The sequence below is a fragment of the Streptococcus sp. 714 genome, assembly GCF_013277115.1.
Classification (GTDB): Bacteria; Bacillota; Bacilli; order Lactobacillales; family Streptococcaceae; genus Streptococcus.
The window spans coordinates 43829-62044 of sequence record NZ_VMMH01000013.1 but is presented as its reverse complement, the minus strand read 5'-3'; the positions used below and the strand labels follow the sequence as shown (position 1 = coordinate 62044).

At 40.3% G+C, this 18216-nt stretch carries 18 protein-coding genes; 3 read left to right on the top strand and 15 right to left on the bottom strand.

What is annotated here, in order from left to right:
- Window positions 1-44 precede the first annotated feature (44 nt).
- The 9 genes from HT718_RS05670 to HT718_RS05630 form a co-directional block, all read right to left on the bottom strand.
- Complete coding sequence (locus HT718_RS05670) at window positions 45-1001, bottom strand: ABC transporter permease (RefSeq protein ID WP_173267791.1); 957 nt, start codon at window positions 999-1001, stop codon at window positions 45-47.
- 2 nt (window positions 1002-1003) lie between these two features.
- Entirely contained in the window at window positions 1004-2062 is a 1059-nt protein-coding gene (locus HT718_RS05665; RefSeq protein WP_023942990.1) for an ABC transporter permease, read from the bottom strand.
- A complete protein-coding gene (locus tag HT718_RS05660) occupies window positions 2062-3591 on the bottom strand; it encodes an ABC transporter ATP-binding protein (RefSeq protein ID WP_173267788.1) in 1530 nt (509 codons plus the stop codon). The genes HT718_RS05665 and HT718_RS05660 overlap by 1 nt, the downstream gene beginning before the upstream one ends.
- 142 nt (window positions 3592-3733) lie before the next feature.
- Window positions 3734-4786 (bottom strand): BMP family protein, encoded by a 1053-nt coding sequence (locus HT718_RS05655; protein ID WP_001036140.1) that lies wholly within the window; start codon window positions 4784-4786, stop codon window positions 3734-3736.
- 89 nt (window positions 4787-4875) lie between these two features.
- Window positions 4876-5265 carry a cytidine deaminase gene (locus HT718_RS05650; protein ID WP_000246107.1) on the bottom strand — a complete coding sequence of 130 codons (390 nt, stop codon included), beginning with the start codon at window positions 5263-5265 and terminating at the stop codon, window positions 4876-4878.
- Window positions 5252-5914 carry a deoxyribose-phosphate aldolase gene (deoC, locus tag HT718_RS05645; RefSeq protein WP_173267786.1) on the bottom strand — a complete coding sequence of 221 codons (663 nt, stop codon included), beginning with the start codon at window positions 5912-5914 and terminating at the stop codon, window positions 5252-5254. The genes HT718_RS05650 and deoC overlap by 14 nt, the downstream gene beginning before the upstream one ends.
- A 19-nt stretch (window positions 5915-5933) precedes the next feature.
- Complete coding sequence (locus HT718_RS05640) at window positions 5934-7211, bottom strand: pyrimidine-nucleoside phosphorylase (RefSeq protein ID WP_173267784.1); 1278 nt, start codon at window positions 7209-7211, stop codon at window positions 5934-5936.
- On the bottom strand, window positions 7208-7798 hold the full coding sequence (locus tag HT718_RS05635) for a class I SAM-dependent methyltransferase (protein WP_345890260.1): 591 nt from the start codon (window positions 7796-7798) through the stop codon (window positions 7208-7210). Before HT718_RS05635 ends, HT718_RS05640 begins: the two co-directional genes overlap by 4 nt.
- A gap of 202 nt (window positions 7799-8000) precedes the next feature.
- The gene (locus HT718_RS05630) at window positions 8001-8408 is read right to left on the bottom strand and encodes a hypothetical protein (RefSeq protein WP_153196325.1); all 408 of its coding nucleotides are present in this window, start codon (window positions 8406-8408) and stop codon (window positions 8001-8003) included.
- A gap of 190 nt (window positions 8409-8598) precedes the next feature.
- Here HT718_RS05630 and coaA point away from each other — a divergent pair, with 190 nt between their 5' ends.
- The 3 genes from coaA (at window position 8599) to HT718_RS05615 (ending at window position 10388) form a co-directional block, all read left to right on the top strand.
- Window positions 8599-9519 (top strand): type I pantothenate kinase, encoded by a 921-nt coding sequence (coaA, locus tag HT718_RS05625; protein ID WP_124787327.1) that lies wholly within the window; start codon window positions 8599-8601, stop codon window positions 9517-9519.
- Window positions 9520-9586: 67 nt separating this feature from the next.
- Complete coding sequence (gene rpsT / locus HT718_RS05620; protein ID WP_153196323.1) at window positions 9587-9823, top strand: 30S ribosomal protein S20; 237 nt, start codon at window positions 9587-9589, stop codon at window positions 9821-9823.
- 52 nt (window positions 9824-9875) lie between these two features.
- Window positions 9876-10388 carry a DNA topology modulation protein gene (locus HT718_RS05615; RefSeq protein WP_173267782.1) on the top strand — a complete coding sequence of 171 codons (513 nt, stop codon included), beginning with the start codon at window positions 9876-9878 and terminating at the stop codon, window positions 10386-10388.
- Window positions 10389-10618: 230 nt separating this feature from the next.
- Here HT718_RS05615 and HT718_RS05610 read toward each other — a convergent pair whose 3' ends face one another.
- The 6 genes from HT718_RS05610 to HT718_RS05585 all read right to left on the bottom strand — a co-directional run bounded on the left by HT718_RS05610 (window position 10619) and on the right by HT718_RS05585 (window position 18213).
- Window positions 10619-11350 (bottom strand): NAD-dependent protein deacylase, encoded by a 732-nt coding sequence (locus tag HT718_RS05610; protein WP_153196318.1) that lies wholly within the window; start codon window positions 11348-11350, stop codon window positions 10619-10621.
- 228 nt (window positions 11351-11578) lie between these two features.
- A complete protein-coding gene (gene deoD, locus HT718_RS05605) occupies window positions 11579-12289 on the bottom strand; it encodes a purine-nucleoside phosphorylase (RefSeq protein ID WP_125448263.1) in 711 nt (236 codons plus the stop codon).
- Window positions 12290-12670: 381 nt separating this feature from the next.
- A complete protein-coding gene (locus tag HT718_RS09725) occupies window positions 12671-15403 on the bottom strand; it encodes a thiol-activated cytolysin C-terminal domain-containing protein (RefSeq protein ID WP_173267780.1) in 2733 nt (910 codons plus the stop codon).
- 230 nt (window positions 15404-15633) lie between these two features.
- Window positions 15634-16443 carry a purine-nucleoside phosphorylase gene (locus HT718_RS05595; protein WP_061088152.1) on the bottom strand — a complete coding sequence of 270 codons (810 nt, stop codon included), beginning with the start codon at window positions 16441-16443 and terminating at the stop codon, window positions 15634-15636.
- Window positions 16443-17000 (bottom strand): DUF1697 domain-containing protein, encoded by a 558-nt coding sequence (locus HT718_RS05590; RefSeq protein WP_173267778.1) that lies wholly within the window; start codon window positions 16998-17000, stop codon window positions 16443-16445. Before HT718_RS05590 ends, HT718_RS05595 begins: the two co-directional genes overlap by 1 nt.
- A 1-nt stretch (window position 17001) precedes the next feature.
- Window positions 17002-18213, bottom strand: coding sequence for a phosphopentomutase (locus HT718_RS05585; protein ID WP_000033119.1), 1212 nt, complete (start codon window positions 18211-18213; stop codon window positions 17002-17004).
- Window positions 18214-18216: the final 3 nt, after the last annotated feature.

Below are 18216 nucleotides of genomic sequence, written 5' to 3'. Positions count from 1 at the left end.
TTTGGGGGTCAGTACATTTGAATGAACTGACGTTTTTTGTATGCTTATTTTGATTTGATATAGTTGATACCATCTGCTTTTGGTGCAACTGCTTTTCCAAAGAAGGCTGCCAAGACAAGAATTGTCAAGACATAAGGTGCGATTTGAAGATAAACTGTTGGCACACCTTGTAGGAACGGCAATTGAGAACCGATAACAGCCAAACTTTGTGAAAGTCCAAAGAAAAGACTAGAAAGCATGGCTCCGATTGGATTCCATTTCCCAAAAATCATCGCAGCAAGGGCGATAAATCCAGGTCCAACAATAGTTGTCACTGAGAAGTTAACTGAGATTGATTGAGCATAAATCGCTCCACCAATTCCACCTAGGAAACCTGAAATAATAACCCCTAAATATCTCATCTTGTAGACATTGATTCCTAAGGTATCCGCTGCTTGAGGGTGTTCACCGACAGAGCGAAGACGAAGACCAAAACGGGTCTTGAAGAGGATAAACCAAGCAAGGAATGAGAAGGCAATCGCGATATATCCTAGCAGACTTGTTGACTTGAAGAAGATATCACCAATCACTGGGATATTTGCCAAGACTGGGAAATCAAAGCGTCCAAAAGTCTGACTTAGGTTGTCGGTTTGTCCTTTGTTATAAAGGACTTTCACCAAGAAAACAGCCATGGCTGGCGCCATTAAGTTCAATACCGTACCGCTGACAACATGGTCTGCACGGAAATGAACCGTCGCTGCTGCGTGGATGATAGAGAAGAGACCTCCAACCAATCCTGCAACTAGCAAGGATAGCCATGGAGTTGCTGCTCCAAATTGTTCTGCAAATTCAAGGTTAAAGACAACTCCAGAAAAGGCACCCATAACCATAATTCCTTCAAGGCCGACGTTGACCACACCACCACGTTCAGAGAAAACACCACCGATACTTGTAAAGATGAGGGGTGCTGAGTAAATCAGCATAGAAGACACCAAGAGGGTGAGCAAGGTTGTAATAGACATCTTTACTTACCTCCTTTAACTTGTTTTTTCGGTTTGACAAAGCGTTCGATAAGGTAATGAACACTGACAAAGAAGATAATAGACGCTGTTACAATGCTGACAAGCTCAGATGGTACCTGCGCCGCATTCATACCAGGGGCTCCAACTTGGAGAACACCAAATAGGAAGGCTGCAAAGAGAATACCAATTGGTGAGTTTGCCGCAAGCAGACTAACCGCCATCCCGTTAAACCCAACAGCCAATGACGCCCCTTGAACATAGACGTTCTGGAAGGTTCCAAGTCCTTCAACGGCTCCACCAAGACCTGCCAAGGCACCTGAAATAATCATTGAGAGGATAATCGTTCGTTTGGCAGAAATACCAGCATATTCTGAAGCATGTGGATTAAGACCAACTGCACGGATTTCAAAACCAAGAGTAGTTTTCTTGAGCATGAACCAAATAACTGCAACAGCAATGATGGCAAAGAAAATACCGATATTCATCCGTGAGTTACCAGTCAACTCAGCCAACCAAGGTGTCTGGTAGGTTGCATTAGCCCCAACACGAATGGTCGAATCTGTACTTTGCATGAAGTCTTTAGGGAAAGCATGGATAAAGGCATTTCCTACATACAAGACAATGTAGTTCATCATGATGGTTACAATAACCTCTGACGTCCCTAGATAGGCCCTAAGAATACCCGGAATCGCTCCGACAATCCCTCCAGCAATCAAGGCAATCACAATAGTTGCTAGAATCATCAAGGGACGTGGCATATCTGGATGAGACAAGGCAAACCAACCACTGAGAATCCAACCTGCCAAAGCCTGACCAGGAAGCCCGACGTTAAAGAAACCTGCACGACTAGCAACAGCAAAACCAAGACCAATCAAGACCAAAGGCCCCATAGCACGGAAGATTTCTCCAATTCCACGCAGGCTACCAAAGGCTGTATAGAACAATTCTTCGTAGCCCCAAATAGCATCATAACCGAAGATCCACATGACAATGGCTCCGAGTAAAATTCCTAGGAAGACAGAAATCAAGGGAACCGAAATTTGTTGTAATTTTTTAGACATCACTCTTCTCCTTTCCCCAAGTTTCCACCAGCCATCAAGACACCAAGTTCTTGTTTATTGGTTGTTTCTGGTGACACAATACCTTGAATCTTACCATCGTGGATAACGGCAATACGGTCTGAGACGTTTAAAATCTCATCCAATTCAAAGCTGACAACAAGGACAGCCTTGCCATTATCACGCTCTTCAATCAAGCGCTTGTGGATATATTCAATGGCACCGACATCCAAACCACGAGTTGGCTGGCTGACGATAAGGAGATCAGGATCTCGATCAATTTCACGAGCAATAATTGCTTTTTGTTGATTTCCCCCTGAGAGTGCAGCCGCAGGAACAAATTCACTGGCAGCACGAACATCAAACTCCTCCATTAGCTTTTTAGCATAAGAAGTGATATTTGAATAATTCAAAATTCCATTTTTACTATGTGGTTCTTTATAGTAGGTTTGAAGGGCAATATTTTCAGAAATCATCATTTCCAAAATCAAACCATCACGGTGACGGTCTTCTGGAACGTGCCCAACACTCAACTCTGTAATCTGACGTGGGTGCAAGCCTACAATTGAATCTCCTTTTAGCTCGATGCTACCAGATTCAACCTTGCGAAGACCTGTAATGGCTTGAATCAGTTCAGACTGACCATTTCCATCAATCCCTGCAATACCAACAATCTCTCCAGCACGAACATCCAAGGACAGATTTTTCACAGCTGGAACACCGCGGTTTTCATTAACCACCAAGTCTTTAATAGACAAGATCACTTCTTTTGGTTGAGAGGCTTGCTTCTCTGTTTTAAAGGAAACAGAACGTCCCACCATCATTTCTGCTAAATCAGCATTGGTAGCTCCTGCAATTTCGACTGTTTCAATTGATTTCCCACGACGGATAACTGTAACACGGTCAGAAACTGCGCGAATCTCGTCCAACTTGTGGGTGATCAAGATAATTGATTTTCCTTCTTTGACAAGATTTTTCATAATAGCCATCAACTCATCAATTTCTGATGGAGTCAAGACAGCCGTTGGTTCGTCAAAGATAAGGATATCAGCCCCCCGATAAAGGGTTTTTAAAATTTCTACACGTTGTTGGGCTCCAACTGAGATGTCTGCCACCTTGGCAGAAGGATCAACAGCTAAGCCATAACGTTCAGAAAGAGCCTTAATTTCTTTGCTAGCTCCAGCGATATCTAGCACACCATTTTTAGTCAATTCACTTCCTAAAATGATGTTTTCAGCCACTGTGAAAGCCTCTACTAACATAAAGTGCTGGTGAACCATTCCGATTCCCAAGCTAGCTGCTTTAGATGGTGAGTCGAGGTTAACAACTTGTCCATTGACCGCAATTTCACCACTGGTTGGTTCAAGAAGGCCTGCTAACATGTTCATTAGCGTGGACTTACCAGCCCCATTTTCTCCTAAAAGTGCATGAATTTCACCTTTTCGTAGGTGCAGGTTGATTTTGTCGTTGGCAACAAATTCACCAAACACCTTGGTAATATCACGCATCTCAATGACATTTTCGTGTGCCATGTGCTCTTCCTTTCAGAGTCTTATTTTATTTCAATAAAACTTGCTAATTTCTCTAGTAGCAAGCTTTACTGAGACAAAATGACTTTGTCTCAACTCTTAAAAAGCGGCCGATGGCCGCTTCCTAAGAAATAACTTCCATCCATTATTTTTCAGGAACTTTTACGCTTCCATCAAGGATTTTAGCTTTAGCATCTTCGACAGCTTTTTTACCTTCTTCTGAAAGGTTTGTTACTGCCAAGTCAACCCCTTTATCCTTCAATGAGTAAACGATCACTTGACCGCCAGGGAATTCACCTTTTTCTGCCTTGTTAGAAATATCTTTTACAGTTGTACCAACTTGTTTCAAAGTAGATGCAAGAACAAAGTTTGATTCTTTGCCATCTTTAGAAGTGTATTTACCTTCTGCTTCTTGGTCACGGTCAACACCGATAACCCAAACTTTTTCATTTTCAGGACGGCTCTCGTTGAGTGATTTTGCTTCTGCAAAGACACCTGCACCTGTACCACCAGCTACTTGGTAAACAATATCTGCACCAGCTGCGTATTGTGCTGCTGCAATTGTTTTACCTTTCGCAGCATCACCAAATGAACCAGCGTAGTCAACTTGTACTTTGATAGATGGGTCTACTGACGCAACACCAGCCTTGAATCCTGCTTCAAAACGAGAGATAACTTCTGACTCCATACCACCTACAAAACCAACTTGTTTTGTTTTAGTTGTTTTTGCTGCAGCTACACCTGCAAGGTAACCTGACTCATTATCAGCGAAAGTTACGCTAGCAACATTTTTTTGGTCTTTAATCACATCATCAATCAAGACATAGTTGATATCAGTGTGCTCTTTTGCTGCATCTTTAACTGCATTATTAAGGGCAAAACCAACACCGAAGATTAGGTTGTAACTTCCAGCCGCTTGTTGCAAGTTGTTAGCGTAGTCAGCTTCACTTGTTGATTGGAAGTAAGTAAAACCTTTATCTTTTGAAAGATTATGTTCTTTACCCCAGTCTTGCAAACCTTCCCAAGCTGATTGGTTGAATGATTTGTCATCAACACCACCAGTATCAGTGACGATTGCTGCCTTTGTCTTCACATCAGAAGATGAAGCTGCGTTACGAGAAGAGCGGTTACCACATGCAGCAAGTCCAACTGCTGCCACTGCAACTAGACCAAGGCCTAGCCATTGTTTCTTGTTCATTACTGAACCTCCTAAATAAGATGTGCAACGATGTTGCAAGTATGGATTGGTTGGTCACAAGGACCGTGCCACTCAGAGAGCGACTCAGACTAGTTTAAGTCTGTAAAAGAGTATGGAAGTAATTCCCCGACCGTCATCTCGACCGTCGATTTATCTTTTGCGACTAAGGTCACTTTTAGATCTTGTTCAAAAAATTCAGCCATCACTTGGCGACAAGCACCACATGGTGAAATTGGTTTTTCAGTCTGTCCATAGACAATCAATTCTGAAAATTCTCTTTGACCTTCAGAAACTGCTTTAAAAATGGCTGTACGTTCTCCACAGTTGGTCAAAGAATAACTAGCATTCTCGATATTGACACCAGTATAAATACTACCATCCTTTGCCACTAGAACAGCTCCGACTGGAAAATGAGAATAGGGCACATAGGCATTCTTGCTGGTTTCAATTGCTAGTTCAATCAACTCAGTAGTCGCCATCTACCAATTCTCCTTTTAGAATTGCTACCCCAGCTGAAGTTCCGATACGGGTCGCCCCTGCTTCTACAAAGGCAAGAGCATCCTCATAAGAACGAGCTCCACCAGCAGCCTTGACTCCCATATCAGGTCCAACTGTTTCACGCATTAATGTAACATCTGCTACCGTAGCACCACCAGTTGAAAAGCCAGTAGATGTTTTAACGAAATCAGCTCCTGCTTTTTGAGCTAATTGGCAAGCCACAACTTTTTCTTGGTCGGTCAGCAGGCAAGCTTCAATAATGACTTTTACTAACTTGTCACCACTTGCTTCTACAACAGCACGGATGTCCGATTCAACCAAATCAAGATTACCTGATTTGAGAGCTCCAACATTGATCACCATATCAATCTCATCTGCGCCATTTTGAATAGCTTCTTGGGTTTCAAATGCTTTCACAGCTGAAGTTGTTGCTCCCAGAGGGAAACCAACTACTGTGCAGACCTTAACATCTGTGTCTTCAAGCCCTTTCTTAGCATGTTCAACCCAGGTCGGATTAACGCAAACACTGGCAAAATCATACTCCCTAGCCTCAGACAACAAACAATCAATTTGATTTTCTGTTGCATCTTGTTTTAAAAGCGTATGATCGATATATTTATTTAATTTCATATTCGGATTCTCCTGCGGTTTATGAGATAATTTCTATAATTTCTCGTAAACTTTGCACCCTATCATTTATTTTAACATATTTTTGAAAATCTGTAACTAGCTGAGGAGAAATTTTTCCATTTGTGTATACTTTTGCAACAATTTCTCCCTTTTGAACAGAATCTCCAACCTTCTTTTCAAAAACAATTCCTGTTTCATAGTCCAAGGCATCAGACTTGACTGCACGGCCTGCCCCCAGTCTCATAGCATAAAGCCCAAATTCCATTGCTGGAAGAGCTGAAATGACACCCGTTTCCTGAGCAGGGATTTCCACCACATGGGCTACATTTACAGGACGATAGAGGTCTTCCAAGTCTCCACCTTGGGCTTGGACCATTTCCTCAAACTTAGCCAGCGCTTGGCCATTTTCAAGATGTTGACGAACTTCTTCAACTGTCTTGTTTACATTTGCCAGGCCAAGCATAATTTGAGCCAGTTCACAGATGAAGTGGGTAATATCCTGCCGGCCTTGTCCTTGTAAAATCTCCAGTGCTTCAAGGATTTCGAGGCGATTTCCAATTGCTCTTCCCAAGGGTTGGCTCATATCTGTAATCACAGCTACCGTCTTCCGACCAACCGCCTTACCAAGTTCCACCATGGTTTGAGCCAATTCACGCGCCTCATCAACCGTCTTCATGAAGGCACCCTCACCGACAGTCACGTCTAGCAAAATAGCATCCGCCCCTGCTGCGATCTTCTTGCTCATTACCGAACTCGCAATCAAAGGAATCGTATCGACAGTTGCTGTCACATCACGAAGGGCATAGAGAAGCTTGTCGGCTTTGACCAGCTGGTCTGATTGCCCAATGACAGATACTCCAATATCCTGCACCTGTCCAATAAAGTCCTCTTGACTACGTTCTACTTGATAACCCTTAATGGACTCCAATTTATCAATCGTACCGCCCGTATGGCCGAGACCACGACCACTCATTTTTGCCACAGGCACACCAAAACTAGCAACAAGGGGAGCCAAAATCAAGGTTACCTTATCACCAACACCACCCGTAGAATGCTTGTCAACCTTAACCCCATCAATAGCTGATAAATCAAACTCTTGACCTGTCTGAACCATTTTCATAGTCAAATCAGAGATTTCTCGAGTTGTCATTCCTTTAAAATAAACGGCCATAGCAAAGGCAGACATCTGATAATCAGGAACAGTTCCTGACACATAGCCTTCAACTAGCCACTCAATTTCACTCGAAGTCAGTTCTTGACCATCTCGTTTCTTTTGGATTAAATCAACTGCTCTCATTCTTTCACACTTCTAAGGATATAGTACCCCTTATCTTTTTTGACGATTTCACAATTGCCAAACACTTCCTCCATCTTGGAATTAGCACTTGGGGCCCCTTGTTTTTTCTGGATAACGATTGTTAAATCTCCACCAGTTTCCAAAAAATCTTTACTTTTCTCAATGATTTCATGAACCACTTGCTTGCCCGCACGGATAGGAGGATTGGAAATGACATGGTCAAATGTGCCTTCAACTTGTTCATAGATGTTGGACTGAAAAACCGTCGCTTCTACTTTATTTCGTTCAGCATTTTGCCGCGCCAAATCCAAGGCACGATTATTAATATCGACCATGGTCGCCTGAACACCATAAGCCTTAGCTAAAGACAAGCCCAAAGGTCCGTAACCACAGCCTACATCCAGGACAGTTTCTCCTTGGTTGACCTCAAGACACTTGAGCAAGAGTTGACTTCCAAAGTCAATCATTTTCTTGCTAAAAACACCCGCATCCGTCAAAAAGGTCATTTTTTCTCCCAACAAGTCCACTCTCAACTCATGAATGTCGTGAGCAGCATCAGGATTTTCTGCATAATACATTTTACTCATGAAACTATTTTACCATAATTTGACTTAAATTGTAAATCGTTTACAAATTGATAATAAAACGAAAAAGACTGAAGAAAGCTAGTCACGAAGACATTTTCTTCAATCTCTTTCAACACTTATAAATAATAAACCATTTAGAACTATAAATATCGTAGTCAGGATAAAACAATAAATTTATTGTCTATAATCAGGCGCATTTTTATTACGATTGCTTAACCTTACAATACTTTATTATCAACAGAATTCCCAACAAGATGTTTAGATAAAAGCCCAACTGATAAGTTTGTGTCAGGATTTCCAAACTTGTCCAAAGTCGTATCAAATCTTCTAGCGACATGCGGAAGAAATAACCCTCTGTAGCAATCCACAAAATCAAAAATAGATAACTTCCAGCAACTAGCCATTTCGTCCACCGTTTTTTAAGTAGGCAAGCAATCAAGAGCGAACAAAGAAAGACAACTGTTACAATAGCATGTTCCATCAAAAAAGTAAAACCGTAATAGATTTCCACAAAGCGTCTACCATTATCCGCATTGACCCCTTTTATAAAAGGTAAGGCAAAACTTAAAATAAAACAGAGTTCCAATACATAACTTTTTAAGATTTTCATGACACACCTCCTATAAGTTGTGAATCCCAAAGCCCCCTTTATTAGCTTATAAGTCAGGAGAAAGTAGCTCCTACTTCATCAATAAATTGGTCTACCTCTATTATACGATATTGGCTTACTATCATCAAGAAACCGCTTTATTTTTTTAGCTTTTTATGGTATGATAAACAAAATATCTAGGGGAAAACAAATGACCAACGAATTTTTACATTTTGAAAAAATCAGCCGCCAGACTTGGCAATCTTTACATCGAAAGACAACACCTCCTTTGACAGAAGAGGAATTAGAATCCATTAAGAGTTTTAATGACCAGATTAGCTTGCAGGATGTTACCGATGTCTATCTTCCCCTAGCACATCTCATCCAGATTTACAAGCGTACCAAGGATGATTTGGCCTTCTCAAAAGGAATTTTTCTTCAACGTGAAAGTAAATCCCAACCTTTTATCATTGGGGTTTCTGGGAGTGTTGCTGTTGGAAAATCAACAACCAGTCGCCTACTGCAAATCCTACTGTCTCGTACACTTACAGATGCTAGGGTTGAGTTAGTAACAACTGATGGCTTCCTCTATCCCAACCAGACCTTGATTGAGCAAGGGATTTTAAATCGCAAGGGATTTCCTGAAAGCTATGATATGGAAGCTCTTCTCAACTTCTTGGATCGCATTAAAAATGGACAAGATGTAGATATTCCTGTCTATTCTCATGAAGTCTACGACATCGTACCTGAGGAGAAGCAAAGCGTCAAAGCTGCTGATTTTGTGATTGTTGAAGGAATCAATGTCTTTCAAAATCCACAAAACGAGCGTCTCTATATCACTGATTTCTTTGACTTTTCCATCTATGTTGATGCTGCAGTCGATGACATCGAGAGTTGGTATCTGGACCGTTTCTTAAAAATGCTGAGCCTAGCCCAAAACGACCCTGATAGCTACTATTATCGTTTTACTCAAATGCCAATTGGGGAAGTGGAATCCTTTGCCCATCAAGTCTGGACCAGTATCAATCTCACAAATCTACAAAATTATATTGAACCAACCAGAAATCGTGCAGAAGTGATTCTGCATAAAACAAAGAACCATGAAATCGATGAAATTTACTTAAAAAAGTAATTTTCCCTTGTCAAAACGTAAGTTTTCAGATATAATGGTATAGTTAGTAAAAATGGAGGTAAGAACATTGGCAAACATTAAATCAGCTATCAAACGCGCTGAATTGAACGTTAAACAAAACGAAAAAAACTCAGCTCAAAAATCAGCTATGCGTACTGCTATCAAAGCTTTTGAAGCAAACCCATCTGAAGAACTTTACCGTGCTGCCAGCTCAGCTATCGATAAAGCAGAAACTAAAGGTTTGATTCACAAAAACAAAGCAAGCCGCGATAAAGCTCGTCTTTCAGCTAAACTTGCTAAATAAGAAACAGTCCATAGAGGCTGTTTTTTTGTCTCCAAATAGGAAAGGGTAGAAAATGAAAATCGCAATTATCGGATATTCTGGTGCTGGTAAGTCAACGCTAGCTGAAAAGTTATCTCTCTACTACTCCATCCCAAAACTTCATATGGACACACTCCAATTTCAACCTGGTTGGCAAGACAGTGACCGTGAATGGATGTTGACCGAGATGAAAAGCTTTCTCACCAATCATGAAACTTGGGTCATCGATGGAAATTATTCTTGGTGTTTCTATGAGGAACGAATGCAGGAAGCTGACCAAATCATCTTTTTAAATTTCTCTGCTTGGAATTGTTTGCTAAGAGCCTTTAAGCGCTATTTAAAATACAGAGGAAAAGTAAGAGAAAGTATGGCTAAGGGATGCCCCGAGCAATTCAACTGGGAATTTATTCGTTGGATTCTCTGGGATGGTCGAACCAAAAATGCTAAGGATAGATACCAATACTTAAACAATACTTACCCAGAAAAGATGCATATTCTCCATTCTCAAGCAGAGATTGATTGTTTTTTGCAATCTTTAAAAAAGTAAACAATATAGTAGCATTTCATTAAAATCAGCATGTACTGATTGACTAAAAAAGGAAGTTTTTCATCCAGAAAGTCTTCCTTTTTTCCTTTTATTCAACAATTAAAAATAACTCGAGCAATTTATAAATCAACAATAAAATTTCCCTAGAAATGAAGAGAATCTTGTTCATAGTTTCTGAGTTCGTGATACAAAAAAACTGAAGGAAGTATAGTCCTACTTCTTTCAGTTTTTTATTGTCTCAATTTAGAAAAAACTTCTCCAATCTTACCTTCGATAACTAAATCAGCTTGGCTGTCTTGAGGAGTGCTGGACTTGTTGATAACGACAAGATTTGACCCTGAAAAATAATTGATTAGGCTAGCTGCAGGGTAAACAACTAAGGAAGTGCCACCAATAATCAACAAATCTGCTTGCTGAATGACTTGGGCTGCGCGGCTAAATACATCCATATCTAGCTCTTCCTCATAAAGGGTTACGTCAGGTTTGACCACCTTACCACAATCTAAGCAGTGGGGAACTGGACCTTCAAGTGCCAAAAAGGCAGTCAAATCATAAAAGCGATGACAGCCCAAACAATAATTACGATCTGCACTACCATGCAGTTTCAAAACTTTCTGAGATCCTGCCATTTCATGGAGACTATCGATATTTTGCGTCACAATAGCCTTTAATTTACCTGTTTTTTCCAACGACGCTAGATAATCATGTGCTAAATTCGGCTTAGCATCAGGATAGACCAGATACTTTTTGTAGAAATCAAAAAAATCCTCTGGATAGCGCTCAAACATAGTGCGTGAAACCAGTTGCTCGGCAGTAAAATGGCGACCTAGTTTCAGACTATATATACCATCTGAACTACGAAAATCTGGAATATTAGACTCTGTAGAAACCCCTGCACCACCGAAAAAGACAATTCTCTGACTTTGATCAATAATACCTTGTAATTGTTCAATCTTATCCATTTTGTACTCCTAGGAATTTTCAAGTTAAAAAGTTGAAAGCCTTGGCTTCTTGTCAACTTGGCTTCCAACTTTATTTGATTATTATGAGGTCTTAAACTAACTCCTGTTAGTCCTTTGATACAATTAGGCTTCCTTCAATTTCCTTATTCTTACCTATTTCAGGATTGATTCATTGTTGATAGTTATCATTTTGAGAACAAGAGAAATCATTCTAAATATAGCCTACCTTTAGTCTGCAATCAATGTTTCCAAACCTACCTTCATCATATCAGTGAAGGTGTTTTGACGTTCTTCTGCAGTTGTATCTTCATCTGGATTAACCAAACTATCTGAAATAGTCATAATAGCTAAAGCATCAACATGGTGTTGAGCAGCAAGATAGTAAAGAGCCGCTGCTTCCATTTCCACAGCCTTGACTCCCCATTTACCAAGCTCGATGTTCTTTTCAAAGTAGTTTGAATAAAAGACATCAGAAGACAAAACGTTCCCAACGTGGGTTGTCATACCGAGTTCTTTAGCGATATGGTAGGCCTTATCAAGCAAATCAAAGCTAGCGATTTGTGGAAAATCGTACTGTGGCCAATCGTTGCGGATGATGTTTGAGTTAGTTGCAGCAGCTTGTGCCAAAACCAATTCACGAACGTGGACATCTTCATTCAAAGAACCCGCAGTTCCCACACGGATCAATTTTTTCACACCATAGTCAACAATCAACTCGCGCGCATAAATCGAAATAGATGGCATTCCCATCCCAGTGCCCATGACAGATACACGGTGACCCTTGTAAGTACCAGTGTAACCAAACATGTTACGCACTTCGTTAAAACAAACAGCATCTTCAAGAAAATTCTCAGCGATAAATTTCGCACGAAGAGGATCCCCAGGAAGAAGAATTTTATCAGCAATTTCACCCTGCTTAGCAGCAATATGGATAGACATAGTTAAGATATAAAGGGCGACAGAGAACAAAGTAAAAATAGGAAACTGACGAAGCATTTCAGATGCTAGACAGTTTATCTTTTTTACACAGTTCTCCGCCCGTATTCAGTTCAGCAAATACGGTTTACCCATCCTTTCTTTATTTTATGAAGATTAGAGAGCGACAAGAAAACGACTGAAAATTAGGAATCTGACGAGAAATCCTGATTTCTCAGTCAGATTATCTATTTTCCGAGCTTTCCGCTCGTGTTCAAATTAGAACACCTCACTCTACCTTTCTGTTTTATTTTTTTCTCTCATAGAAAGCTACATGAGTTCTGTTCAAGCTCAGCTAGTGCTTTCTTATAAACTAGACAAACTAACTGTCATTGTATCGTCAGATTACAAGACATCATCATCACTCACCTTAGAATTCAATGTTGTTCCCCAGTGAGTAATTTTGCGATGTGGTTGGGCGAGAAGAGGTCTGTTGTCATAGATTGTTTGCCATCTATTCCAGATAAGACCTGTTCTCTTTTCGATCTTAATTCGAAGATTGCGCATATTAGACTTAATTGGGAGATTGAGGATAAATCCTGCGATCTGATTGCGCCCATTCCCTTCCCAAGAACGACTTCGGACAACTGATTGGCCATATTTATCTACTGTAACTTCTTCCCATGATATTGAATAACGTGCAATATAAGCACCACTATGTTGAATAGTTAGGGTTTTATCTTTTACAGGGGTGTAGTTTAACAGTTGTACAGGCTTAGAAGCTTGAGTAGTTGCATTATTTTTAGCTACAAATCGAAAAACTTCTACTTCTGCAAGGCTGAGAGCTTGATTTTTTTGACGCAATTGAATGCGAACACGGCGACCTGGTTTACCATTCAACTGGAGATCTAAACTGCTTCCTTCTAAGCGAGAAACATATTGTCTAGTAACTTCTTGCCCTTTTTCATCATATAAAATCACATCAAAGTCTGACAGACGTTTAGAAAGTTCTCCATCCCCACGGTTATGAAGGCGAACAAGCCCTACCTGTTCTGTACGACCTAAATCAACTTCCCACCAAGGCTGGTTTTCAAATTTTGTATGAGTAATTGATTGCTGACTATAACTACTATTGGTATTGCCATCCAAGGCACGACTAGCATCTCCACCAAAATCAGTAGAACTTTGCTGAGCTTGTTTTTTCCAAGCGATATTCTCAGCACGATACACTTGGACTTCTGCAAGACTGAGAGCGTTATATCCATCTAACTCGATGCGTACAAAACGAGCTTTCTTATAATCAATTGAAATCTGAGCGAAACTATCTCGTAAGTATGCAATGCGCTTTCTTTCAATTTCTTTTCCAGAACTATCCAAAAGAATCACATTAAAATTAGTCAGTCTATCTTGAGCAGCATCTGTTCGATTGTAAATATTAATCTGGCGAATCGTTTCTTCCTTATCTAAATCGACTTGCCACCAAGGTTTTGATTGAAAATCTGTATGAGTGACAGAATTATGTCCGTAATTTCCATCTAATTTCCCATCAACTGCTCTTCTAGCATCTCCTCCAAAAGCTGTCGAACTTTGAGTTACTCGTTTCCCTAGAGCTATATTTTCAAGAGGTTCAGGGCTTGGTTGACTAGATGACAGAGGGACTTGTTGTTTCTTAAAGAAATAAACTTTGTCCAATTTTTGATCACGATATCCCTGTTTATCAAGCGTATCACGTTTTCCAATATTAAAATTCGGGATAGCATTCATTCTACTTTCAAAATAACCACGCGAACGGTGTTTGAAACTAGAGTTACCTGTAAAAGTTACAATATCATTATCATTACGAATCAAAGATGTCACAACATTATCATTATCGACCACATAATGTTTTATTTTACCAGATAAAGCCAACTTACGACTTTCTAACCCTACATCCCAGAAACCATTTTTAGCATTCCAAATAGTTCTGGAAGTAATCACTTTAGGAGCACTGAAAGTCGTCACTTTCCTCAATACATGGTTATAAAAATCAGGATATTTTTGGTAAGCTTCAACCGCTGCAATCTGAGCTAGGTAGCCTCCAAGAGAATGACCTGTCATATACAGATTGGTAATGCTGGAATCCTGCGCCAGTTCTTTTACAACATTACGGATATCATCCGCTTGTGCAGGTTTATTTCCTCCAAACAAAACAAAATCTGTACTTAAATCTTTCGCATCATTCAGTCTTGTTCCACGTATAGCCAACATATGCACCGTTCCATCTTTGAGATAAGGGAGATCGCTCTTGGTCTCAAATAAGAAAGCATCCAAGCCACTTGCTGTATGATAAGCCTTTTTCATCTTCCAAAATGGTGCCAGTTCATTGTGCATCATTTTATATTCTTGACGATCAAGGTAAAGACTTGGAAAAGGATTTTTATGATCTAGAATTTTGTCAATGTAATCATCATTACGATAAGCCAACTCCATAAAAAGGAGGGAATCACGATCTGTGACATACCATTGTTTCTTGTTATCATCTTCCCCGTCTTCTAGTCCATCTCCATCACTATCTGCTAGTAAAGGATGGCTATGGTATCCTAAGTAGTCTTTCCCATCTTTATTGTAAATATACAATTCATCCTTATTTTTTATTCCATCATGATCATCATCTCCATCAGGATCTAAAAATTTTCCACCGTATAAAGAATTATCAACAAGTTCCTTCTCTACATGGAGCTCCCCTTTAGAAATTTTGACAAAGTCTGCCTCTGTTACTGGACGAGAATTTTTCGGCTCATCCTTTAGAATTTCCTCTTTCTTCAATTCCTCATGAGGCACAGCAGATTCTTTTTGATATAATTCTTCTCCTGCTTTTTCTTTCTGAGTTTTAACAACTTCTTTTGTTTCTAAAGTTGATTGAGCAGCTGTAGTTTTCTCCTCTGTAATAGATATTTCCTGTTTTTTATCAGGATTTTCTAGTTTTGTCGGACTATCCGTTGCATTTACTACTAAAGGAGTTTCATTTTTCACAACTGGACTTCCTTCATTGGCAGAAATTCCTGTCGGTGCTAAAAAAGCAAATCCAACTGCAACAGATACAACTCCGATACTTAATTTTTTTATACCAAAACGCATAATTCGTTGATCAATTCTCATTTATTCATATATCTTTCTATTATTTTCACCCTCTTTACCAACAATATTCTCCAATCAGCTAATCTCCTTTAGCATCAAGATTTCATTTTTATACTTTGTTAGCAAGAATTTGAAGAGGTTTATAAAAGTAAAGGAACCTCATTCATTTTTCATATCATAATTCTATATGGAAGTTAATTGTTTCATTTATCTTCCAGCTTACAGAAATACTTTCCTACTCATTTTCTTTCTCATAGCTCAGCAAGAATCGCTTTAAGCAATCCTTTAAAGTCGCCTTTAACACGCTCAGTCACTTCTACAACTTCCTCGTGGTTGAGTTCTTCTTGGAAACCAGCCGCAAAGTTAGTAATACATGAAATTCCCAAAACTTTCAAACCTGAGTGGGCTGCCACAATAACTTCAGGAACAGTAGACATACCAACTGCATCTGCCCCCAATGTCTTATAGGCACGAATCTCTGCTGGTGTCTCATAAGTCGGACCAGTTACACCGATATAGACACCTTCATCAAGCTTGATACCAAGTTTCTTAGCCACTTCATGGGCAGTTGCACGGTATTCTGGTGTGTAAGCCTTAGACATATCAGGGAAACGTGGACCAAAGTCATCCAAATTTTCACCCATCAATGGGTTTTGCCCCGTCATATTGATATGGTCTGAGATAGCCATCAAAGTACCAGGACCAAAGCCAATACCACCAGCTGCATTGGTAACAATGACACCTTCACATCCAAGAACTTTCATGACACGTACTGGGAAAGTCACGACTTCAAGAGGATTGCCTTCGTAGAAATGGAAACGACCTTGAAGAGCCAAGACCTTGCGACCTGCCAGTTCACCATATACCAATTTACCAGCGTGACCGACTACTGTTGAACGGCCCCAGTTTGGAATCTCAGCATAATCTACTATAACTGGATTTTCGATTTCTTCTGCCAATTCTCCAAGTCCTGATCCAAGGATTAGACCAAACTCAGGCGCTTGGATTCCCTTGTCTTTCAGGAAAGTAGCCGTTTCATTGATTTTATCTAAAAATGTCATTATACATCTCCTTTATTATTTTTTAGCATTTGACCGATTTTATCAAAGGTTTTTGCGTTGCGAATGGTGATGTTGCGATAAAAAGGCATCTTGAGTAAGTACTTATGATAGGCAGTTGCATAGTAGGATTCCTCAGTGAATTTCCCCAAGAAAATCCCAAGTATTCCAACATGAACCACTTCATCTTTCAGTTCTAAACTGCTCACTTTCTCGATGACTTGATCCACATCCAAGCTCTCCGTGTAAAAGAGGACATCCTTTCGTGCAAGGTCTTTGGTCCACCAATCTGGCAGATTCTTCAGCTCTGCCTCATAGTCTTCATGACTCAGCAAAGAAAAGCTCTGAATAAATGGATAATGGATTTCAAAGAAAGCCTCTAACTTTTCAACCAATTGGGCTTTGGGAGCTGTCGAAGTAAAGAAAATGTTGCCACTGTTGATGTAGGTTTCAACCTTTTCCAGTCCCAACTCTGTCAGTTCTTGACGAAGTTGCGCCATGACAACTTTATTCTTCCCACCGACATTAATGCCCCTAACCAGTAAAGCATAGTGTGTCATCTTATACCAATTTATCTAAGAAACTTTCCCCAATCATGGCAGTTTCCACACCAAAGTTATCCGCAACTGTCGCTGAGATATCTGCAAAATGTCCAACTGGAATGACACCATTTCCCTTAAAGCTAGGGCTGTAAGCTAAAAGTGGGATATATTCGCGAGTGTGGTCTGTTCCTGCGTAAGTTGGGTCATTTCCATGGTCCGCAGTAATCAAGAGAAGGTCGTTCTCTCTCATAGCTGCGATAATTTCAGGCAAGCGCTCATCAAACTCATGCAAGCAATCACGGTAACCGTGAGCATTACGACGGTGGCCGTAAAGGGCATCAAAGTCCACCAAGTTTGTGAAAGAGAATCCTTTTTCAAACTCAGCCAGTCCCATAGTCTTCAATAGTGTATCAATTCCGTGGCTGTTTGACTTGTTGTGTCCCATATCATGGTTGATACCAGCACCGTTAAAGATATCGTTTATTTTTCCAACGGCATAAGTATCGATACCAGCTTCGTTCAATTTATCCAAAACAGTTGGTGCAAATGGAGAAACGGCCAAGTCACGACGGTTAGCTGTACGGGTGAAGTTGCCTGGCTCACCAACATATGGACGAGCAATGATACGACCAAGGAGGGCAGGACGCTCAAGGGTAATCGAACGAGCGTATTCACAGATACGGTACAATTCATCCAAAGGAATGATGTCTTCGTGGGCAGCAATTTGCAAAACAGGGTCAGCTGAAGTATAGATAATCAACTCCCCAGTTTCCATCTGGCGTGGTCCAAAATCATCGATAACAGCTGTACCTGAGTAAGGTTTGTTGGCTTCACGAATGACCTTACGTCCTGAAAATTCTTCGATTTTTGTCAGGATTTCTTCTGGGAATCCGTTCCAGAAAGTATCGAAAGGCTCGGTAATGTTGAGTCCCATGATTTCCCAGTGACCAGTCATGGTATCCTTACCAAGGGAAACTTCTTCCAATTTTGTTGCATAACCTGTTGGATTGCTTTCAGCTGGAACAGTCTTCAGAGGCGTTTCACGAGGAATATTTCCTAGACCGATTTTAGCCATATTTGGCACATTTAAACCAACTGTTTTTGAAATGTGTCCCAGTGTATCAGAAGCGCCGTCTGGAACCCCTGCATTGACAAAGTTATTGGCATCTGGTGCAGCACCGATTCCTACAGAATCCAGTACAACCAAGTGAATACGATTAAATTTTGACATAGT